The sequence below is a fragment of the Alteromonas sp. V450 genome (assembly GCF_001885075.1).
Taxonomy (GTDB): domain Bacteria; phylum Pseudomonadota; class Gammaproteobacteria; order Enterobacterales; family Alteromonadaceae; genus Alteromonas.
Genome location: NZ_MODU01000004.1, coordinates 1652322 through 1673216 on the forward strand (window position 1 = coordinate 1652322; position 20895 = coordinate 1673216).

At 43.6% G+C, this 20895-nt stretch carries 20 protein-coding genes; 5 read left to right on the plus strand and 15 right to left on the minus strand.

The features are described from left to right. Positions 1–48 precede the first annotated feature (48 nt). Positions 49–1479 (plus strand): hypothetical protein, encoded by a 1431-nt coding sequence (locus BK026_RS07190; protein WP_071815238.1) that lies wholly within the window; start codon positions 49–51, stop codon positions 1477–1479. A 91-nt stretch (positions 1480–1570) separates the two neighbouring features. Then, the gene (locus BK026_RS07195; RefSeq protein ID WP_071815239.1) at positions 1571–2224 is read left to right on the plus strand and encodes an HAD-IB family phosphatase; all 654 of its coding nucleotides are present in this window, start codon (positions 1571–1573) and stop codon (positions 2222–2224) included. A gap of 216 nt (positions 2225–2440) precedes the next feature. Here the strand turns inward: BK026_RS07195 and BK026_RS07200 are convergent, their stop codons facing one another. From BK026_RS07200 to fadR, 4 genes are all read right to left on the minus strand, one after another. Continuing rightward, positions 2441–3178 (minus strand): hypothetical protein, encoded by a 738-nt coding sequence (locus BK026_RS07200; protein WP_071815240.1) that lies wholly within the window; start codon positions 3176–3178, stop codon positions 2441–2443. Positions 3179–3303: 125 nt separating this feature from the next. Then, positions 3304–3663 carry a phasin family protein gene (locus BK026_RS07205; RefSeq protein ID WP_071815241.1) on the minus strand — a complete coding sequence of 120 codons (360 nt, stop codon included), beginning with the start codon at positions 3661–3663 and terminating at the stop codon, positions 3304–3306. A gap of 156 nt (positions 3664–3819) precedes the next feature. Continuing rightward, the gene (locus tag BK026_RS07210) at positions 3820–5997 is read right to left on the minus strand and encodes a S9 family peptidase (protein WP_071815242.1); all 2178 of its coding nucleotides are present in this window, start codon (positions 5995–5997) and stop codon (positions 3820–3822) included. Between the two features lie 218 nt (positions 5998–6215). Beyond that, positions 6216–6926 (minus strand): fatty acid metabolism transcriptional regulator FadR, encoded by a 711-nt coding sequence (fadR, locus tag BK026_RS07215; protein ID WP_071815243.1) that lies wholly within the window; start codon positions 6924–6926, stop codon positions 6216–6218. Between the two features lie 429 nt (positions 6927–7355). Between fadR and nhaB the strand changes: the two genes are divergently transcribed. From nhaB to BK026_RS07230, 3 genes are read left to right on the plus strand one after another with little or no spacing between them, the layout of a single operon-like run. Beyond that, positions 7356–8930, plus strand: coding sequence for a sodium/proton antiporter NhaB (gene nhaB / locus BK026_RS07220; protein ID WP_071815244.1), 1575 nt, complete (start codon positions 7356–7358; stop codon positions 8928–8930). A 3-nt stretch (positions 8931–8933) separates the two neighbouring features. After that, positions 8934–9461 carry a disulfide bond formation protein DsbB gene (gene dsbB / locus BK026_RS07225; protein WP_071815245.1) on the plus strand — a complete coding sequence of 176 codons (528 nt, stop codon included), beginning with the start codon at positions 8934–8936 and terminating at the stop codon, positions 9459–9461. Continuing rightward, positions 9458–10009: a GNAT family N-acetyltransferase gene (locus BK026_RS07230; RefSeq protein WP_071815246.1), complete on the plus strand. Its 552-nt coding sequence runs from the start codon at positions 9458–9460 to the stop codon at positions 10007–10009. Before dsbB ends, BK026_RS07230 begins: the two co-directional genes overlap by 4 nt. Before the next feature lie 16 nt (positions 10010–10025). Here the strand turns inward: BK026_RS07230 and BK026_RS07235 are convergent, their stop codons facing one another. From BK026_RS07235 to BK026_RS07285, 11 genes are all read right to left on the minus strand, one after another. Beyond that, positions 10026–10520, minus strand: a complete 495-nt coding sequence (locus BK026_RS07235; RefSeq protein WP_071815247.1) for a YcgN family cysteine cluster protein — start codon at positions 10518–10520, stop codon at positions 10026–10028. Further along, the gene (locus BK026_RS07240; RefSeq protein ID WP_071815248.1) at positions 10517–11185 is read right to left on the minus strand and encodes a fumarylacetoacetate hydrolase family protein; all 669 of its coding nucleotides are present in this window, start codon (positions 11183–11185) and stop codon (positions 10517–10519) included. Before BK026_RS07240 ends, BK026_RS07235 begins: the two co-directional genes overlap by 4 nt. Continuing rightward, positions 11185–12201 (minus strand): lytic transglycosylase domain-containing protein, encoded by a 1017-nt coding sequence (locus BK026_RS07245; protein ID WP_371264968.1) that lies wholly within the window; start codon positions 12199–12201, stop codon positions 11185–11187. The genes BK026_RS07240 and BK026_RS07245 overlap by 1 nt, the downstream gene beginning before the upstream one ends. Positions 12202–12274: 73 nt before the next feature. Continuing rightward, positions 12275–12571 carry a YcgL domain-containing protein gene (locus BK026_RS07250; protein ID WP_071815250.1) on the minus strand — a complete coding sequence of 99 codons (297 nt, stop codon included), beginning with the start codon at positions 12569–12571 and terminating at the stop codon, positions 12275–12277. Between the two features lie 79 nt (positions 12572–12650). Further along, positions 12651–13805, minus strand: coding sequence for a ribonuclease D (rnd, locus tag BK026_RS07255; protein WP_071817542.1), 1155 nt, complete (start codon positions 13803–13805; stop codon positions 12651–12653). A 62-nt stretch (positions 13806–13867) separates the two neighbouring features. Further along, positions 13868–15520 (minus strand): long-chain-fatty-acid--CoA ligase FadD, encoded by a 1653-nt coding sequence (fadD, locus tag BK026_RS07260; protein ID WP_071815251.1) that lies wholly within the window; start codon positions 15518–15520, stop codon positions 13868–13870. A gap of 119 nt (positions 15521–15639) precedes the next feature. Beyond that, entirely contained in the window at positions 15640–16479 is an 840-nt protein-coding gene (locus BK026_RS07265) for an alpha/beta fold hydrolase (RefSeq protein WP_071815252.1), read from the minus strand. Positions 16480–16591: 112 nt separating this feature from the next. Beyond that, positions 16592–17269, minus strand: coding sequence for a Slp family lipoprotein (locus BK026_RS07270; RefSeq protein WP_071815253.1), 678 nt, complete (start codon positions 17267–17269; stop codon positions 16592–16594). Positions 17270–17508: 239 nt separating this feature from the next. Continuing rightward, positions 17509–17802: a hypothetical protein gene (locus BK026_RS07275; RefSeq protein ID WP_071815254.1), complete on the minus strand. Its 294-nt coding sequence runs from the start codon at positions 17800–17802 to the stop codon at positions 17509–17511. A gap of 85 nt (positions 17803–17887) precedes the next feature. Beyond that, complete coding sequence (tsaB, locus tag BK026_RS07280; protein ID WP_071815255.1) at positions 17888–18604, minus strand: tRNA (adenosine(37)-N6)-threonylcarbamoyltransferase complex dimerization subunit type 1 TsaB; 717 nt, start codon at positions 18602–18604, stop codon at positions 17888–17890. 58 nt (positions 18605–18662) lie between these two features. After that, positions 18663–20582, minus strand: coding sequence for an ATP-dependent DNA helicase (locus BK026_RS07285; protein ID WP_071815256.1), 1920 nt, complete (start codon positions 20580–20582; stop codon positions 18663–18665). Positions 20583–20895 lie beyond the last annotated feature (313 nt).

The window sequence follows — 20895 nt, forward strand, 5'->3', positions numbered from 1 at the left end:
GCCCGGCGAAAATGAAAATAAACAACGCCCAAATGATAAAGGACTACGGTGAGCGCACAAAGTCAGAACCCCGACAGCATCTATACACAACACGTCAAGCAGTTGCTTAACCAAATTTATCCTCAGGACAATGGCTACGGCTCTGTTTTCGAGGATGCGAGTAACTACTATTCTATTTCTCTCCCCCTTGAAGCACATATTGACGAACTTAACACTCAGTTGGAGCGTCTCGACGGTCGGGATGACAAAGAGGTACTTGCTGAGCAGTTAAAAAAACAAATTAGTAATAGTAAGAACAAACTAGAAGAAGAACGCCTGTCTCGCCTCGAACGCTTAGATGCAGTAGCAAGTAAAATTGTTGAGTTATGTGAGGGTGATAACTGGCAAGAGACTCAAGAACTCAGTGCCAAATTACTCGGAACTATCATGCTGCTGACTCGCGGGCCTGAAGGCAAATTTGCAAGGGTACATCAGCGATTTAAACCACTCTACAAAGCTGTTTTGACACTTCGCATTGTTGACAGGCTCCTGAATCACGACGCTATTGCACATAATTATCTTTCCAAGTATCGAGAATCGTTATCCCGATTTAGAAAAAATAAATATTGGAAGCAGAAATGGTTCAATGAACTAGGTAAACCGCTGATAACAGCATCGTTGTTACAAGACATTGGCTTGCAAAGCCCCGCTGCACTCTCGCTTCTGAAAGGTGAAGATGGGAAACAAGACGAATTTAGGCTTTTAGACGAAACACAGCGTAAAGCTCTGCTTAAGCTTAATTACCATTTCACGCTCAAATACCTTATTGATGGTTTGGGCGTACCTCACTATGTTGGCAATTCGCGTGAAGAAAAAGAACGGGTTACACAAACGCTCAATGAAACAAACGATTTTCTTATCAAGCTGGTAAAAGACGCATTCTTGTCGAAAACGGGATTAGGCGAGATCCTCAAAATACCTCAAATATATGTTTCAATCGTGCTGTCGACAAAACCAGATTACTGTAGGTCAAGCCTGCCTAAAGGCTATATGCTAATCGAACAGCTAGCCAAAAAAGGAGGCTTAAATAAGCAACTTGCCCAAGAGTTCATCGATATGGTGGGGTATTTTCCGCAAGGGTTCGGTATAAACTTTATACCTATCAATGATAATGGCACCGAAAAGGAGCAGTATGAATGCGCCATTGTTACCGGACTCAATCCAAAGGACCCGTCAGCCCCAGTTTGTAAAGTAGTAACGCGCAATAGAAAGTACATCACTACTGGTGGGATCGAAGTGATCACGAAGGAGCGAAATTTGTACTTTCAAGCAGCAAGAAAAAAATTAATGCGAATGGGCAAGGACCGATTAGGCGAAATAATGGGGCAGCTGTCTAACAATTTCACAGCCGATTCGGTTGACGACCTTATACCCAGCTTTTGGGAGCCTTATGATTTCTTTAGCTTTAAAAAACATCAAAACCTTTGGGTGAAAAAATAACACCCCCAACTGATGGCGCTCGCTAGCGTTTCTCTTACAATAAAATGATATTTTTGTTGGTTCTTACACAAACAAGGATGTTTTCGACGTCGTGAATTTAGTACTTTTTGACTTTGACAAGACCATAATTAATAAAGATTCTGGTGCAGCATTTATGCGCTTTATTATTTTCCGCAACCCAATCAGGCTCATGTTTTGCGCGCTAGCGGCGCCGTTGGCTGCCCTTTTTTTGGTTCACGAGAAAACCAAGCGTGTAGGCTTCTCTATATGGCTATGGATAGCAACGTTTGCAATGCATAGAAAAAAAGTGGTTCATTTACGCAATGCTTTTATCAAAGCATTTTCAAGCGACCGCACTACCCGAGTTCTAGCAAGAGCACAGCTCGCTCATCATTTCCAACAAGGCGATAGAATTATTATTGTGAGTGGTGCTTCAAAATGGATAGTTAGAAAACTCATTGCGCAAATGGCATTAACACACACTGAGTTAATTTGCTCGGAAGAAAAACGCATTGCTTTTGGAATGGTTTGCACATTTCATTGTATTTCCTCTAACAAAGTGCTTCGCTTAACCGAAACCGTTGACACCGCAAATTACAACAGCATTACTGGTTATTCCGACAGCGCCAGTGACATTCCTATGCTCAACATCTGCTCGCAGCGCATTGTTATCAACCCCACCAAACGATGTCTGAAAAAATTCACTCATGTTTTTCGTAACGACATGAAAATAAAAAAGTGGTAGTGACTTAATCGCTTTGTGATGGTAAAAAAGGATGAATTGAAGTTTTAATTAACGTGTCGAAAAGAAGCAGTAATCTTCTTTTCGACAGCGAAGTCGTCACGCATTCGCAACTTTTTTTACGCACAAATAAACAGAATGTTACTGTATAATACCGCTATTATCAGCCTAGTACGCTCGGTGTAAAGCTAACGGCAAATACATGCAAACTACGTTGCACTACGCGTCTTCAGGTTTTGAAGCAGTCGTACCACCCGTGTTTTTAGAGGGCGTTTTTTTGCTTGCGGCAGTGCTACGCGAGGCTTTAGTCGTACTGGGCTTTGCCGCTGTTTTTCTAACGGTACGCGCCGCGGGTGTCTTTTGAGCCGTACTTTTCGCCGGTGATTTAGCGGTTGTTTTCGCTTGTGTCTTCTTAACAACTGCTTTCACTTCATCCGGCTCTGCATCTTGCTTCGTAGTTGCTGGATTTGCAGCTGCTGGCTTTGCGACAGCCTTGGTACTGGACTGCTTTGTCGTTTTGGCTGCGGCTTGTTTTGCAGCCAAAAGCGCGACCTGTTCCACGAGTAAATCGACTTTTGCATTTAACAAATCTAGCTGCTGCGCTTTTTGATGACGTTGTCCCCCACCAGATAACACACTAAAAAGCGGTGTAGACATTACCAGCTTTTGGGCGTTGTCTAATAGCGCCATTGGATTTAAAGCACGCTTGATATCGGCCTCAACTTCCACGCCTTTGGCTTGCATGCTATTTAACGTTTCATGGGTGTTATCTAATGCTTGGCTTACTACTGCAGCAGCTCCATCCAATTTTGCAGCAATCAGATCAGATCCTGCGGACAACCAACCTATAAGCGGCGATGACTTCACTTGCTTGCTAAGTTCGACACTTACAGTGTCACGCTCATTACGTGTATTGCTTGATGCAGCAGACAGAGGAGATTCAGTTTTATCATTCATAACGCCTCCTTGTGAGGTGTTTTTGGAAGGACAGGACTCAAGAAAACAGACGACGTTTTAATTGAGACCTAATTGTAGAACGAATAAGCAGAGCGGGCGCAAATATAAAACGCCCGCTTTCAACGTTATTTTGAAGCAGCAAGTTTAGCCACAGCTTCAGTTAACGCGTCAATCTTTGCAGATAGCTCTTCAATACGCTGATCAGCAGGCTCTGAGTCCAAGCCAAGCTTTTTGCGCACATCTGCAACACGATTCTCTACATCGTTTGTCGTTGACTTAAACTTGCTACGCGCGTCTTCTTCAAGTGTTTCACCTTTGCTAACAAGCTCGTCAAACATTTTGTTGGCTTCTTCGCTAAGCTTCTCATAACGACCTTGTGCTTCTTCAACGCTTTTACCATAAGCGCCAAGACCTGCTAGCCAAATTTTACGAGCCATCTCTTCCGCTTCGTTAATCTTACCTTTGATAGTATCTGTAGTAGTCATTTTTAGCTCCTATGAATTGCTAATTTTGAGTGTCTCTTAACACCATGACTACACTGTAAGCGTTACAATTAGAAACTGCATACTAAAAACAAAAAAAATAAAAAAAACCGGAAAAAATCTTTTTTCCGGCTTTAGATGAACTGAAAGTTTCAATATCTATAAAGGGATGCCAGCAAGATGCAGCACAAAGCTGTACTCTAACGCTGTCGATTCAAAGCGCTTAAATCGGCCTGACGCTCCTCCGTGCCCGGCATCCATATCGGTTTTAAACAATAGAAGATTGTCATCAGTTTTAAATTCACGCAGTTTTGCAACCCATTTCATTGGCTCAAAATACTGTACTTGTGAGTCATGCAGCCCCGTTGTTACTAACATATTCGGATAGTCCTGAGCCACAATTTGATCGTAAGGTGAGTACGAAAGCATGTAATCAAATTCAGCCTTATTAGCAGGGTTTCCCCACTCTGTGTATTCCCCAGTTGTTAACGGGATCGTTGCATCACTCATTGTCGTGACGACATCGACAAACGGCACGTGTGCACTGACGCCTCGGTAAAGCTGAGGCTCCATATTAACAACGGCTCCCATTAATAAACCGCCAGCACTTCCCCCCATGGCGAATAGGCGTTTTTTGTCTGCATAACGCAGCGCTACCAAACTTTTACTCACATCAATAAAATCAGTAAAAGTATTCATTTTTTTGTGCATTTTACCGTCTTCATACCACTCACGACCGAGCATTTGCCCGCCACGAATGTGTGCTATCGCCACCACAAAACCTCGGTCGAGTAACGACAACCAGCTGCTTCTAAAGGTCGGGTCAATCGTTGAACCGTATGAACCATATGCATATTGGTAAAGCGGAGCAGTTCCGTCTTTATTAAATTTATCTCGACGGTAAACGAGAGAGACAGGCACTTGTGCGCCATCTCGAGCCTCAATCATCAGGCGCTCTGACACATAGTTTTCGGCATCAAAGGCATCTGAAACACGGGTCTGCTTTTTAATCTCAGTATCTAGCGTATCGAGGTTGATATCCACGATTGAGCCTGGAGTCGTCAACGAGCTGTAATATAACCTTACCGTATCGGTATCAATTTCAGGATTATCCCTGAAGTAAGCGCCGTAAATTGGATCTTGTGTAGGTATTACGTTTTGCTCTTTGGATGTTAGATTATGTACAACTAAGCGCAGCATGCCGTTTTCTTTCTCTTTTACTACAAGATGGTTTTTAAACACCTCTATACTTTGTAGAAAGACATTTTGACGGTGGGGAACAACCTCTTCCCATTGTGATATATCACCCGTTGCCAACACTGGCGCTCTCATCACTTTGAAATTCTTAGCATTAATGTTTGTCAGTACGTAAAAGAAATCACCAGACTTTGCGAGGCTATATTCCTGACCATCTTCTATTGGTAAAAACATAGTTGTAGGTAAGGTAGGTTTGTTGGCATCGATAAGCGTAACGCCGGTTTTATCTGTGTTGTCGTGATGAATGAAAACAAAGCTGTTATCTTTACTTTTACTTATGTAGGTATAAAACGTAGGGTCGGACTCTTCATATACGAGTACATCTTCTTTTTGTGATGTCCCAAGCTTATGACGGTACACTTGATAGCCAAGTAATGTTTGGGGATCTTTTTTTACATAAAACAAATGCAGGTTGTCATTTGCCCATACGACGCTCCCAGAGGTATCGGCTAACACATCATCTAACTTTTCTCCGTTAGCTAAGTTTTTAACATAGATAGTATATATTCTGCGGCTCAGTGTATCTTCTGAGTAGGCTAGTAGGTCATTACTCGGGCTCACAGCATAGCTTCCGATGCTAAAATAATCGTGTCCTTGTGACATAACGTTGGCATCGAGTAAGGTTTCTGGTTCAGCGTCTAGCGTTTTTTTACGTAGGTAAGCGGGGTATTCATTTTCCCCTGAAAACACGGAATAATACCAGTAACCATTCGTAAACACCGGTACTGTAGAATCATTTTTTTCAACGCGAGATGACAGCTCGTTGTAAAGTTTATCTCTCGTTTCTTTCAATGGTGCTAGCACGTTTTCAACGTATGCATTTTCTTTTTCAAGGTGTTCAAGAACGTCTGTATTGGTGCGGGCGTCGTCTCTCATCCAATAGTAATTATCAACCCTAGTTACATTATGAGCAGACAGTTCGTGCGGCTGTTTTCTTGCCACTGGCGCTTTAACATGAGTATTGAGCACTATTGGTTTAGACATCGTATCTACCTGTGGGTTAATTTCACTCACCTTGCTGCTATCACTACATGCAGATACTAATCCCCCTGCAGCGAGTGCTATCCATAAATATTTCATTTTTATTCCTATTGTGTATTTGACGCGCTTTTGTATTTTCATGCTACGGTAACTAAATCTACAGACAATAGTCTACAGTGGTAGTATCGCCTAAAGGCGCTTGACAAGATAAAAGTGTTACGAAGTATGTAAGGCAGCAAGCATGTAAGCTAATTCGAAACGAAAACAAGCGCTAAAAAGCGCTTGTTCTACTCAAAAAGGACGTTGGACGTCAAATTCTAGTCGACTAAATCTTTTGGCATTTCGTCGCGGATCTGCATCCACACTTTTCCACTTTCTATACCGTATTTTCTAACCACTACAGGAACGCGATCGTAATCGCCCTTCTCTGCTATTTCTAACAAATCAGCATAGTACTTATTCGCAACATCTCTCGCCTGCTGATGAGAAAAGAAATAACCACCAATTCGTGAATATAGCCCTCTAAATCCGTTCATCATTAAAACGAAAACGTTGTTTTTTGAAGCTAACGCAAGATCGTGGGTCATTTGATAATCAAATTGCGCAAATGCTAACCCCTCTTGCTCTACGTTTTTGTATCGCGCAATTATCTGTGCAGATTCTTCTGGGTTATTTCGGATTGCACCACGAATGAATACGGCACTTAGATTAGTTCTGGCCGCTAAGAGGTTATCAACGAGTTCAGGGATACCCTCTTGATCCAACCTGGCTAGCGTTTCCAAGATATTAAGACCACACGTTTCCCAGAAATTATTTACTTTCGTTGGTTTACCGTGCTGTATTGTCAGCCAGCCATCTCGTGCTAAACGTTGCAATACTTCGCGAAGTGTTGTTCGCGTTACGCCAATGAGTTCAGACAATTCTCGTTCCGCGGGCAATATTGTGCCGGGAGGAAAGCGTCCACTCCAAATTGATTCCACAATGTATTCTTCGGCAAATCCAGCGGGACTCTGGGCCTTATAAATCATAACTAATCGCCTGCACGTTATTGTTATTTTGTAACTGATTGTACCAGATGCCCATTTACTATCACAACGGTTAATAGCGCGTCCAGCAAAGGTTTTTAACATTTTGTTAAAAAAAACCGATGGATATGCTTAAAGAATCCGTTTTGCAAACACACATTGGTCAGTAATCATTCAAATTACAGATTATTTTTTATTGTCTATCAAAAAATCAGCAAAAATTCAGTGACTTTCATAGTGTGGGGTCTGTGATTTGCTTTCTCAAGGCGTTAATATCATGTACGCTTAATTTCCGACTATAATGACAGCAACAAAACCGCAGACAACACGAGACATCTCAAATGAGGAAGCGGTTTATGTATGCAATAACCGGAACTACAAAAGATAAAGATGCATAATTTGCGTGCTTTGTTGTAAAAGGAACAGGAACTGATGCAAACCTCTATGATCGCTTCGATCTATTCGAATTTCCTGGGACATGCGCCCGACTGGTACAAGAAAACCATCATTGCTTTTCTTATCGTCAACCCGTTCATATTTATGGTGGACCCGTACATTGCTGGGTGGACACTCGTCATTCAGTTTATCTTCACCCTTGCTATGGCACTAAAATGCTACCCGTTGCAACCAGGCGGATTATTGCTTATTGAATCGATGTTCATCGGAATGACCACACCAGGTCATATGATGCATGAGATAGAGGTCAATCTAGAAGTGCTTCTCTTGCTAGTTTTCATGGTAGCAGGCATTTACTTCATGAAAGACCTTTTGATGTTTCTTTTTACGAAGCTCGTTATAAAGGTACGTAACAAACTCGTCCTTTCACTTGCCTTTATCTTTGCTTCAGCCTTTCTATCTGCATTTCTAGACGCGCTTACCGTTGTTGCGGTCATCATTAGCGTAGGATTGGGTTTCTACTCAATTTACCACAAAGTAGCGTCTGGAAAAGAGTTTCACTCTGATCACGATCACACAAGTGATGACGAGTTAGGTAGTCATGATCTTGAAGACTTCCGAGCGTTTCTTCGCAACCTAATGATGCATTCTGCCGTGGGCACGGCGCTTGGTGGCGTAATGACGATGGTGGGCGAACCTCAAAACTTGATTATCGCAGACAAAGCCGGTTGGGATTTCGTTGAGTTTTTCATCCGTATGGCACCGGTAACATTGCCGGTATTTGTGTGTGGTCTGCTTACAACTGTTGTACTGGAAAAAACTGGCCTGTTTTCTTACGGCGCTAAACTACCTTCAGCGGTACGACAGATATTGGTCGATTACAACGAACACATGGACAAAGGCCGCAGCAAGCGCGAAAGCGCTAAATTAGTGGTTCAAGCATTAATTGGAATTTGGCTAATCATCGGTCTTGCCACTCACATGGCGTCGGTAGGTCTTATTGGTCTTTCTGTTATTGTACTTGCTACGTCGATGAGCGGTGTAATTGAAGAGCATGCCCTAGGAAAAGCCTTCGAAGAAGCACTGCCTTTTACTGCACTACTTTGCGTCTTTTTTGGTGTTGTAGCGGTTATCATTGACCAAGGCCTTTTCCAGCCAGTCATCCATTGGGTGCTGTCGTTTGAAGGCGAAACGCAAATGGTAATGTTCTATCTCGCTAACGGTGTGCTGTCTATGGTGAGTGACAATGTTTTTGTCGGTTCTGTGTATATCACAGAGGTAACTGCGGCCTTAGAAGCGGGTCAAATTACGCGCGACCAATACGATATGCTTGCTGTAGCAATTAACACAGGTACAAACTTACCAAGTGTTGCAACGCCGAATGGCCAAGCTGCTTTCTTGTTTTTGCTTACATCAGCTATTGCGCCGCTGTTGCGTTTATCGTACGGCCGCATGGTAATGATGGCTTTACCGTACACTATTGTACTGACTATCGTTGGCTTGGTGGCAACGTACGTTGGACTTGCCGACGCTACTCAGGTGTTATACGACATGCATCTTATCGAGCACCACACCGCAGCTGAAGCGGGTGCTCAAGCGGTCGGTCATTAAACGATGCGTGGTATAATACATAGCATCAGCCAGTGGGCAGAGCACAAGTCGTCATGGCTTGTGCTTTTTGCCACGTCATTGGCACTTGAGATTGCCGCTCTTTATTTCCAATATGGCATGGGTTTAAAACCATGCATTATGTGCATTTATCAGCGAACTGCCATGTACGGTATTGTGTTATCAGCGCTTATCGTCCTCGTTAAAAATAACGGGTTTACACGCATGTTCGGCTTCTTGGGTTGGGCTGTCTCAGCTGGGTGGGGCTTCATAATTGCAAGAGAGCATGTCGATATACTTACCGCTTCGAACCCGTTTTTTGCCAGCTGCGAAATAGTGCCTAATTTTCCATCATGGCTACAGCTTCATGAATGGTTACCGGCTGTGTTTGCCGCCGAAGGTGACTGTTTAGAAGACACTTGGCAGTTTTTGTCTATGGGAATGGCTGAGTGGATGCAAATCATCTTTGCTGCTTACTTTGTCGTTTTTGCGATAGTGTTTGCCTGCCGCATACTGGATAAAAAACCCTTTTGATAGACTTATCCATTTTACCGTCTCGGCTACCTCCTATCCAGACGGAACAAGGCCCCCTATCTATTCAGCGCATTGCAGAGAAACACTGTTATGCGCTTTGCGAGGCTGGACAGCAATCAATCCACCATGTAAAGCCTTGGTTTGGTTCATCAGTTTGTCCTGTTACGCCTGCCTTATCTAAACAGTGCATTATAAACATGGAGAAAGACCGCGATACTGGCTATGGCCTAACTTATTTGCTTATGCATGAAGATAAATGCTTGGGAATGGGTATTGTTAATCATATTAACCACACACATCTTACTGCAAACCTTGGTTATTGGCTCAGGCCCGATGCCTGCGGCAAGGGATTAGCGACCGCGCTTTGTAACACACTAAAGAAACTCGCATTTTCTCAAATGAATTTGCATAGGTTGGAATGCCTTGTAGAACCTAACAACAAGGCAAGTATTCGTGTAGCTGAACGTATTGGCGGAATAAAAGAGGGGCTATGTCGAAAACGTATATTTGGCCGTGATGCTCTTCTCTTTGCCATTACTAATGATTAGCGTCCAGTTTCCCCCGCTAGTCTATATCTTCTAAAGGCCAGATTGCGATGTAATCTTCAAAGTTGTTGAGGTCCACATCGGTTTCAAACACGGTTTTGTTTCGCACCGACATACCTTTTGCATGCATTACGTGTTTCTTACCTTTATTAAGCAAGGGGTGCCAAGAGGGAATTCCCCTCCCCTCATAAAGTCGACGATAGGTACAGCTGTTCGGCATAAAGAAAATATCTTTTAAGTTTTCTTTAGTTAGCTTTACACAATCTGGCACCAGCTCTGTACGCCTTTCATATTGTGTGCATTCACACTTTTTTGTATTCAAATACGAGCACACAATATTGGTGTAATGAATTTTTTCATTTTCATTTATATGGTCGGTAACTTCGTATTCTTCCACCGCATCATCGTCTATAAACTTTTGCAGACAACATTTACCACAACCATCGCATAACGACTCCCATTCCTTTTGGGACATTTCCTCTAAAGTCTTCGCTTCCCAAAACGCTACTGTCATTCTGCTATCACCTCAGTGCTGACAGCGAGGTAGCCTTCTAAAGACGCTTCAACCCTATCTGCTGGAAGAAGTTCACCCACGCCTTTGGGTGTGCCGGTAAGGATAACGTCACCGCTGTCTAGGGAAAATTGGGATGACATGTGTGCGATTAGGGGGATAACTTTATGCAGCATGAGTTCAGTATGCCCCGTCTGTCTAATCTTGCCGTTTATGGCCAAGGTAAAACGAAGGTCATCAAGGTTATTTACCTTGCTTATGGGAACAAAGCCAGAAAGTGGTGCGCTGTTGTCAAACGACTTCGCCCTTTCCCAGGGCTGCCCCTGCGCCTTAAGCTCAGCCTGAACCTCGCGAAGGGTTAAATCAAGACCAAGTCCAACACCCCATATCGCGGCTTTTACGTCATCATCACTGGCATTCTTCAATGGTGCCTTTAGCAGAACGGCGACTTCAAGCTCGTTGTGACACTCGCCTTTGTCGGTAGGAATGGCAATGGGCTTCTGCATATGACATAAGGCAGCCTTTGGCTTCATAAACAACAATGGCGCTTCAGACACCACCGCGTTCATTTCCTGTATGTGATCCAAGTAGTTTCTGCCTATGCATAGCACTTTGCCAACGGATAGGGCGATGTTATTACCCTGAGAATCAATATGTTGATATGCCATTAGTAACCTTGATTTATTCTTTCTGATAGATATCCAACCGAAATACCAAAATAAGAAGACCGATTCCACTTCATCAGTGTATGAAAATTGTTGTACACCAAGTAAATTCGACCCTTTTCACCATCAGGCATGATAAGTGATGCATTGATGTCGGCATTAGGAAGATCACTTCCATCGTAACGCTTCACACCATTCTCGTTCCAAAAAGAGAGCGGCTTCATAGAAGATTGTGAGAGTCCTGAAAATGGTACAGGTTGGGTAAGCTTGACTTGGCGCCCCCACGTTCCTTTATGGTTCCAGCCTTCAGAAGACAAGTAGTTAGCAATCGACGCAAACACATCTGCGGTGGTACCCCAAATATCCTTTCTACCGTCACCATCGTAGTCTACCGCGTAATTAAGAAATGATAAGGGCATGAATTGCGTTTGCCCCATCGCACCAGCCCAAGATCCCTTGAACGCTTCTACGTCAACATGCCCTTCATTAAGTATTTGTAGTGCGGCAAAGAAATTATCCTTAAACAGTTTCTCTCGTCTACCTTCATAAGCCAAAGATGCCAATGCTGATAGCACACTAAAGTTGCCTTGAATTTTACCAAAGTTAGATTCGTTCCCCCACAGCGCAACAATAAAGCGGGCCTGAACACCATACTTTTGAGCAATTTCTTCCAACAATACTTTGTGTTCATTGTATTGCTCTATCGCCTGCTTCACTTTCCAATCAGGCACTCTTGTTGCTAAATATTCGTCCAACGTTACCTTTTTCTCTGGTTGGCTTTTGTCAGACTTTACAACCGTCGGTCTAAACCTAATGTTAGCAAATGCTAATTCAAGCTTTGCCTGATCCAAGCCTCTTTCAGTTGCTTCTTTTTTTAGTTGAGCAACGTAACTCATGAAGCCACCTTCGTTTAGGCCGTAGTCACTGCTTGGTTGATGTTCAGCATACGCACTTAGTGAAAAGCTCAGGCTCAAACTCAATAAAAGTACGGCAAATTTGAGCGAATTAGTCCATAACATTCGAGTGATATACGTTAATCGTGTTGATATTGTGCCTAAGACACGGTTGATAACTTTTACAGGCATAGCAATTTTAAAACTTCTTGTCAGGCGTTTTTGAAAGTCCAAGGGATTCGCGATGCTGCTCTAACAGATTATCTTCCTTGGGAGGCATCTGAAGATAAAAACCTTTATCTTCTAGCTCATCGATAAGCTTTTGCTTATCAACCAAGCCGAGTTTTTCACGCTTCTCTAGGGCAATAATGGTCACTAATTCAGGGCGACCAAACTTCGCCATCAGCGGCTCAGGTACATCTTCAAAATGATCTTTTTTAGGCACGTACAAATACATGCCTTCTTTTTTTCTCGTTTTATAAACTGCGCATAACATAGATTTTTACTCGTTTCTTTTATTTCGTTCGTTTTGTGTCCACGGCCTGTTAAAACGTTGCGTTATTTGCCTTACCCTATCATGCAGGCACGTCGCCGAGTAACCGAATTACGTGCGAACGGAATAATGGCTCTCGCCATGTTGATAAAACGTCAGGCTTCAAACCCTGTACACGGGTTTCGTCAACAGAAAACCAATACCATTTTAGCAGTTGATTAAGCTGTTTTTTAGAGGCAATGACGTCACTATTTACCTCGTTGTCTTTTGCAATTTGCTCGCTGATGGCTTTTAGTTCGGCCAACGTTTTCTTGTACTTGGCAATATCAATAAGTCGCAACACAACGGGTAGCCTCAGTTTTTCTGGCGTTTGTGCATATTTAGCTCTTGCCTCTTCAATTAGCGTAATGATGGTATCGCCATAACGCCGTATCGACTGATGGTTTATTCCGTTAATTCGAGAAAGGCCCGATTTACTATCAATAAGACGCTGCGCGGCTTCAAACAAGTGCCCTTCTTTAAATACAAAGTTTAATGCTAGGTCTTTTTTACGCGCAGTATGTAAACGCCATGCTGCTAACGCCTGTAACACAGTGAGCTGCTCACTGTTTAAACGCCAGTTATTTTTTATGCTCAAATAAGCAAAATCTTCTGGCATGTGGGCGCGTTTTTTCTCTACTAACAACGCGATTTCTTGATAAATCCAATGTACTTTGTCAATCTTTTGCACTTCGCTGACTAGCTGCTGATAGCATGGAAGCAGATACAACACATCATTTGCTGCATAGCTAAGTTGAGCTTCACGTAGGGGCCTTGCTAACCAGTCGGTTCGTGACTCCCCCTTATCTAATGAGATGTCACACATCAGCTCAACAAGCTTCGCGTAGCCCAATGAAGGCCCCATATCCAGAATACTTCCAGCAATCTGCGTATCAAATACTGGCGTAGGCACGGTATCAAAGGCGGTAAGAAATGCTTCTATATCTTCGGAACACGAATGAAGTACCTTTACAACATGAGTATTTTCCATGAGCTCGATAAACGGTCGCATGTCCTCTATAGCGAGGGGGTCGATAAGTACCAGCTGATGACCATCATAGAGCTGAATGAGACCTAGATGAGGAGTAAGGGTTTTCGTTCTTACAAATTCGGTGTCTAAGGCTACAGCCTCCTGACGCTGTGCGGCAATGCACACTTTTTCGAGTTGTTCAGATGTTGTAATTAATTGATATTGCATATTTTTGCACAGTAATAAAAAAGCCGGCATACGCCGGCTTTTACAAAACTATTTCAATGAAATTAGTCTCGAAGCTCCCGACGCAGTATTTTACCTACATTGGTTTTTGGTAAGTCGTCTTTGAAAACAACTTGCTTAGGCACTTTGTAACCCGTTAAGTGATTACGGCAGTGCGCGATAACGTCTTTTTCAGTGAGTGAGTCATTATTTCGTACTACGAACAATTTCACGACCTCACCGCTGACTTCGTGAGGCACCCCAACTGCCGCTGCTTCAACAATATTGTCATGCATTGCAGCTACTTCTTCGATTTCGTTAGGGAACACGTTAAAACCTGAAACTAGGATCATATCCTTTTTACGGTCAACAATATAGAAGTAACCTTCATCATCTACTGTTGCGATATCACCTGTGGCTAACCAACCGTCTTTCAAAATTTCTTCTGTCGCTTCGGGTCGATTTAAATATCCCTTCATCACCTGCGGGCCTTTTACCCACATTTCACCGGGCTCGCCTTTTTCAACAGGATTACCGTCATCATCCAAAAGTTTGATATCGGTAGACGGCACAGGCATACCAATTGCGCCTTTATACGCTTCAATCTGTGGTGGATTAACCGCTACCACTGGTGAGCATTCTGTTAAGCCATAGCCTTCAAGTAACACAGTGCCAGTGACCTTTTCCCACTTTTCAGCAACTGGTCGCTGAACAGCCATGCCACCGCCCAAACCAAACTTAAAATTACTAAAGTCAAGTTCACTAAATCCTGGCGTGTTTAACAGCCCGTTAAACAACGTATTCACCCCTGGCAAAATAGTAAACGGATATTTACCTAATTCACTTACAAAAGCCGGCATGTCACGAGGATTAGTGATAAGAAGGTTTCTACAGCCATATTTAACGAACATGAGACAGTTCGCCAGCAGTGCGAAGATATGGTAGAGCGGAAGCGCGGTAACCACAAAGTCTTCGCCCTCTTCAATCACCGTTTCCAAAATACCAGATACTTGCTCCAAGTTTGCAACCATATTGCGATGAGTGAGCATTGCACCTTTAGAAACGCCGGTTGTACCGCCCGTATATTGAAGAAACGCTAAATCGTCGTTCTCAATATTAGGACGCTTATATTCAAGTGATTGGCCTTTTTTAACCGCAGACACAAACGACGTAGTTTCAGGCAAGCTGAACGACGGCACCATCTTTTTGACGTACTTAACCACCGCGTTTACCACCCAGCGCTTAGGCGCCGGCAACATGTCACCTAACGCGGTAAGAAATACTTCTTGAAGATTCGTATCAGCAATGACTTCTTGTAGCGTACACGCGAAGTTTTCGACAATAACGATTGCTTTTGCATTAGCATCGTTCAATTGGTGCTTCAATTCACGAGCGGTGTACAGCGGGTTAACATTAACTACGACCATACCAGCGCGTAAAATGCCAAACATTGCCACTGGATACTGAAGAAGATTTGGCATCATGATTGCCACTGCATCACCGCGCTTTAATCCACTGGACTGTAAGTAAGCAGCAAATTGAGCAGACAGCGTGTCTAACTCGTCAAACGTAATCGAATGCCCCATGTTGATGAAAGCTTCTTTCCCTTTGAACTTTTTTACAGATTGCTCGAATATGTCTACAACAGATGCGTAACGATCGGCGTCAATTTCTGCGGAAACGCGAGGGTCGTAATGCTTAAGCCAGGTTTTTTCCACCAAAACCTCCTCTTGATTATTCTTATACTATTTATAGACGCTAATAAACTGCGCCTATACAACTGGTCTGATAACTTGCGAATAGTATAGGAAGTGTAAAAAAAAATAAACGTTACAATTTACATTTGCTCAACAAAACTGCGAATTAGCTGCCCTACATCATCAGTATTTTCCATGTGAATATGATGCCCGCCTACAAATTGCTCATATCGTGCATTTTTAAACCACGCACGCCTTTTTGTAAAAACGGTGGGTAAATCTTTGAAACTATGAGTAGCACCAATGAATAATACAGGACAAACAATAGCACGCATCAAGTTTTCTGCCTGCTTTTCACTTAAGCGTAGCGTGGATTTAGTTCTCAGTTTAGGATCGCTAGACCAAAACCAATGACCTCCTGCATCCTGAGTGAGGTTTCTTGCAAGAATCGCTTGCGCGTGCTCCTTTGAAATGTCTGAAATCCTGCACCTTGCATCAACGGCAGCCTCAATGTCGACAACGTTCAACGTGTTACGAGATTTTTTATACCTGTTAACTATAGAGTCGCGCATTTGCTGCGCTGTCGTATCTTCGTCTTCAGTCAATGGACCACAAGCGTCAATACTCACTACGCCCAAGACATGCTCTGGAAACAACGCAGCAAACAAGCTTGCAATAATTCCACCCAAAGAATGCCCTATTAATATGACCTCTTGCCAATTTTGCTCTTGTATCAACGCATAAATATCCTGTAGATAATCAGCTTGATTGTAAAACGCGCCATTCGCTCGATGCTGTGACCGACCATGCCCAGCAAGGTCGATAGCCAAATACCGAAATGATTGTAAGTATGGTGCTAGACATCGCAAGCTTTCTGCATTGTCCAAAAATCCATGGATACCAATGACCACTGGTCCCGTACCTTCATTATCGAGTGCACTTATCGATAATGGCCCTGCGTTTAGCTGCTGTTCTAACACTGGCTTCCCTCATGCGTTTGCGGCAAACATTTGCCTAATTTTACTCACACACTTCACATCAAAAACAAAAAAGCGGCATATTTTTGCCGCTTTCATTTTCATTTGTTCACAGCTACTGCGACTTATCTTCGTCGTTAGGCTCTGCTTCTTTTGCATCGCGCGTTGGTGAGGTGGTGCGCGGTGGAATTTTCACTTTTCCTGGTGTATCTGGGTAACGAACAATGCGAGTTCGACCAAACCCACGTGCGCCCCATGGTCCATAAAAGTTAGGGAACGCAAAGGAATTATTGAACCGATAAAAGGGAGAGTACCAGCCGGCATGGTAATCGAAGAAAAAGCCGTCCATTTCATAGACTTCTTTTTTTCTCCACATGTGATAATCATCAACGGAAATTGTAGGGTACATGTAGGGCTGTTCGCCGACCATGCCTGTGGTGGGTTGAATGACTTGCCCCAAAAATGTTGCAGCTCGCCCTTCTTCAAATACGATCGGATCGATAAAGCCATTTATTTGAGCCTTAAACCGACCAATAGTTTCGCCATTTATAATGGGCTTGCCATAGTGATTGAGTGGAAAATGCGCCACTTCAATAAAGGTTTTATCCTGCTTATTTTGCACCCCGACTATCACCCCGCCCCAACGCGCTTGCTCCCCCTTTATAGCGGCGCCCGACGTAACTGCTTTTGAATAGCCAACAAGAGTCGTTCCTTCAGGAACGTCAATACTATCAGGTACGATTGAGCAGCCCGTGAAAATAAAAACAGACATTAAGACAAGAAATCGCGACATAATAATGCTCCCTTGAGCTTTTAAATCCTATTTATCACTTAAATAACAAACAACCTGCTGTTATGAAGAAACTAAGCCAAGTTGATGATGAGACAATAGATGCACCAGTTAGTTCTTTTCAACATTAGCATGTATTAGCGCCTGCAACCACTTGCAAAGTCTGACAAATTTTTAAACTTGGTAGTAAACGTCGCCGAGCAAATTTGAAAAAATTCGGTGGGTGAAAACTATAAACAACGCTAAGCGTAAATGTCTACGCCAAACATCGATTGAATCGATTCGCGTTGTTGTTGCTTTTCAAAGCTGGTATACGAGGCAATCGCATTTTTTGAATAGACGTTACCCTCTTCGCGGATAAACTGTTGATACGCTTTTGCGTTATCGGTGCCCTTTTCATCGGGCGCAACAACTATCGCCTCTGCAGACGACTCACTTTGCCCCTTATTTTGTTGCTCAGGGTCTTTGTTGATTTTTGCAATGCGCCCTTGAGAGGGTTCTGAGGACGCGATTGCGAAGCTGTTGTTAATTATCATGACAGTTGCATACAAGCAAAAGTCGCACCAAAAAAACGAACATTATTGGCTCGCTCGCCGTCTTGCGTGCACGTGAATTAGCTGACTATTCTCTGCCCGGCAATTTTTTCCATGTTACTTTGTCGCGCAAGTAAATAGGCTCTACGTTAACAGCGTCAGATATTTCTCCCTTTTCATACGCGTTTAGCGCGAGCTCTAGCATATACTGTGCATTGGGTAGTGTTACTTCAAGCAATGCCTCGCCACCAGCTTCAGACTTCCATTGATCGAGCTTCTCATAAGCAGACCAGCCCGTTCCGGCCATCAGAAATACCGTATTACTGTTATCGCGCAGTACTTTAAGCTGTTCAACCGCCACCTCTGGTGCACAAACCTGCTCTTCAATACGACGTTCTAGTCCGTCTGGTGACTGTGAGTAAACAGCAAAATAGACTTCGTCCATGCGGGCATCTGATGCCACCGCTATCAGCGCATTTTTGTCTTCTGTTTTAACAGACACCTCATACGCCATTGCTTCAAGCGTACTTACGCCCGCTACTTTTAAACCAGTGCCTAAAGCTAGACCTTGAATCATACCCGTAGCAATTCGAACACCAGTAAAGCTACCGGGTCCTCGACCGAAAGCCAATAAATCGATATCCCGCAAATCAACCTGTACTTCTTTAAGTACTTCGTCAACCATGGGAAGCAAGCGTTGACTATGCTGCTGCGGACATATTTCAAAGCGTGTAGTTACGGTGTCATTGTACTGCAGCGCAACCGAGCATGCCTCGGTCGCCGTATCTATGGCTAAAATATTCATGTTTATCTCTTATTTCATTTAAGCTGAAAACGGAATTTACCACCCCCAGCGCTTTAACTTAGGCTTCATCAATGCCAGCTAAAAATTTTTCTACTTCGTCTAAGCTTCTCGTTCGTTTCATATCCGGCAAGCTTCCAACAAATGTTTTGGCATAAGGCTTTGTAACTAGGCGATTATCACATATTACCAATACGCCTTTGTCGGTTGGATCTCGAATAAGCCGTCCCGCTCCCTGCTTTAACGTGATAACTGCTTGGGGTATCTGTATTACGCCAAATGGATTTGCACCTCTTTTTTTCACGTCTTCCATCCGCGCTTGCAGTAGCGGATCATCAGGTGATGCAAAGGGCAGTTTGTCGATCATCACGCATACTAAGTCATTACCGCGTACGTCGACCCCCTCCCAAAATGCACCTGTTCCCATTAAAACAGCCTTTTCATCCGCTAAATAAGCATCTAGTAGCGCCTGTTTCGTTGTTGTTCCTTGAACGAGGAGTGGATTATCTATTTCGTCTTCAAGCTTTTGAGCTATCTCTCTAAGCATAGCGTGACTAGTGAACAGTAAAAAGCATCGCCCACGGCTTGCTTTTATTAACCGTTTGGCCGTTTGCAGTAATGTCTCTCTCATTGCATAGCTGTTTGGTTCAGGTAAATAGCGCGGCACACACAGCATGGCCTGTTCAGGGTAATTAAACGGGCTATCTAATCCTAACGTCTCTGCGTCTTCTAAGCCCATGCGACGCTGAAAGTGCTCAAAGCCGCCGTTGACCATCAAGGTTGCCGATGTGAATATCCATCCGCGAGGGGGCGATGAAACAAACCGTCTAAATTTCGCGGCAATGGATAACGGAGTTAAGTGCATAATAAGGTGGCGCTGCGTTGTCTCATACCACAGACTCACATTCTCTTGCTTGTTATCGCTTAATGCGTCTAACTGCTCTCTTGCCGCAACAACACGTTCATACATGTTATCCAGGTCTTTATCGCGGCCAATATGTAATTTACACACCTCATGCAGTACACCCAGCGCTTCGGCTAATTTGCCCACCTGCATGCGCACGTCGTCACGGTCTAGCGCTTCGGCCCAGTTGCCGCGTTCAGCAGTATCCGGGAACAACAACCGTAAATCAGACGCAATCATTCTGCATTTATCTGCCGCTTTATCTAGCTGTCCAGCATCCTTGAGCACGGTTCTAAACAACAGCGTAATATCTTTGGCAATATCGTGAATTTGTCTTGTTGAAAGTGACTCGCCAAAATAGTCGCTGGCAATGTCTGGAATTTGATGCGCCTCGTCGAAAATTATAGCGTCCGCTTCAGGGATAAGCTCACCGAAGCCGGTGTCTTTAAGCGCCATATCTGCAAAGAAAAGGTGATGATTGACAACAATAATATCAGCATCAAGTGCCTTTCTTCGCGCTTTAACTAAATAGCAGTCTTCATAGTCTGGGCAATCACGTCCAAGGCAGTTATCTACTGTAGAGGTAACCAACGGTAAAACACGTGCATCTTCAGGCAGCGTTTTAAGCTCGCCCATATCACCGGTTTTTGTTGTACTTGACCAACGCTTCACTTCCGAAAGTTGACCAAGTACATCTTTTTCAACAAGCGTTGAGTTGCCGCCATGTTGCGCTAATCGATGAAGACAGAGATAGTTCGCTCTGCCTTTTAAAAGTGCGGTTTTGCGTTTACTGCCTAATGCTTTCTTTACCAATGGTAAATCGCGATGAAAGAGCTGCTCTTGTAAGTTTTTCGTACCGGTAGAAACAATCGCTTTACCGTCGCTTAATAATGCAGGGGCAAGATAAGCGAAGGTTTTGCCGGTCCCTGTGCCGGCCTCAACAATCAAACTTCCTGTGGTATCAATAGCGCGCTTAACCGCTTTTGCCATTTCAGTTTGTGCTTCCCGAGGCACAAAGCCCTTGATCGCGCTTGCCAGAAGGCCATCTGAAGAAAATACATTGTTTATTTTGGGCATGGTTCTAGCGCTGTTGTCATAATCCTACTGAAAGCCGTACATTATGCCAAAAAGGCATCAGAATGCCCATTAAAGCTTTTTGTTTGCCACTAGGTGTGAACAACAGACTTCTCGGGGCTTTCTCTCGACATTGGGTTTATCGACAGCACCGTTATAGATGCCGGACGACCGTTTAACGCCCGTACATAACTTAAGCTCCCATGTAGAAAGCGCGTGCATACACCGCCGAAGTATAAACCTTAAAATTATTGATTAATAAATCAGGTTAATAATACGAAGATTTTTCGTATCTTTTGTGTGAATTTCGGAACAG

Bases quoted from the DNA above. Each gene is read 5' to 3' on its own strand.
- BK026_RS07200 (WP_071815240.1), bottom strand. From the start codon at position 3,178: ATGAATGATAAAACTGAATCTCCTCTGTCTGCTGCATCAAGCAATACA.
- BK026_RS07205 (WP_071815241.1), bottom strand. From the start codon at position 3,663: ATGACTACTACAGATACTATCAAAGGTAAGATTAACGAAGCGGAAGAG.
- BK026_RS07210 (WP_071815242.1), bottom strand. From the start codon at position 5,997: ATGAAATATTTATGGATAGCACTCGCTGCAGGGGGATTAGTATCTGCA.
- fadR (WP_071815243.1), bottom strand. From the start codon at position 6,926: ATGATTTATAAGGCCCAGAGTCCCGCTGGATTTGCCGAAGAATACATT.
- nhaB (WP_071815244.1), top strand. From the start codon at position 7,356: ATGCAAACCTCTATGATCGCTTCGATCTATTCGAATTTCCTGGGACAT.
- dsbB (WP_071815245.1), top strand. From the start codon at position 8,934: ATGCGTGGTATAATACATAGCATCAGCCAGTGGGCAGAGCACAAGTCG.
- BK026_RS07235 (WP_071815247.1), bottom strand. From the start codon at position 10,520: ATGACAGTAGCGTTTTGGGAAGCGAAGACTTTAGAGGAAATGTCCCAA.
- BK026_RS07240 (WP_071815248.1), bottom strand. From the start codon at position 11,185: ATGGCATATCAACATATTGATTCTCAGGGTAATAACATCGCCCTATCC.
- BK026_RS07245 (WP_371264968.1), bottom strand. From the start codon at position 12,201: ATGTTATGGACTAATTCGCTCAAATTTGCCGTACTTTTATTGAGTTTG.
- BK026_RS07250 (WP_071815250.1), bottom strand. From the start codon at position 12,571: ATGTTATGCGCAGTTTATAAAACGAGAAAAAAAGAAGGCATGTATTTG.
- rnd (WP_071817542.1), bottom strand. From the start codon at position 13,805: ATGCAATATCAATTAATTACAACATCTGAACAACTCGAAAAAGTGTGC.
- BK026_RS07270 (WP_071815253.1), bottom strand. From the start codon at position 17,269: ATGTCGCGATTTCTTGTCTTAATGTCTGTTTTTATTTTCACGGGCTGC.
- BK026_RS07275 (WP_071815254.1), bottom strand. From the start codon at position 17,802: ATGATAATTAACAACAGCTTCGCAATCGCGTCCTCAGAACCCTCTCAA.
- tsaB (WP_071815255.1), bottom strand. From the start codon at position 18,604: ATGAATATTTTAGCCATAGATACGGCGACCGAGGCATGCTCGGTTGCG.
- BK026_RS07285 (WP_071815256.1), bottom strand. From the start codon at position 20,582: ATGCCCAAAATAAACAATGTATTTTCTTCAGATGGCCTTCTGGCAAGC.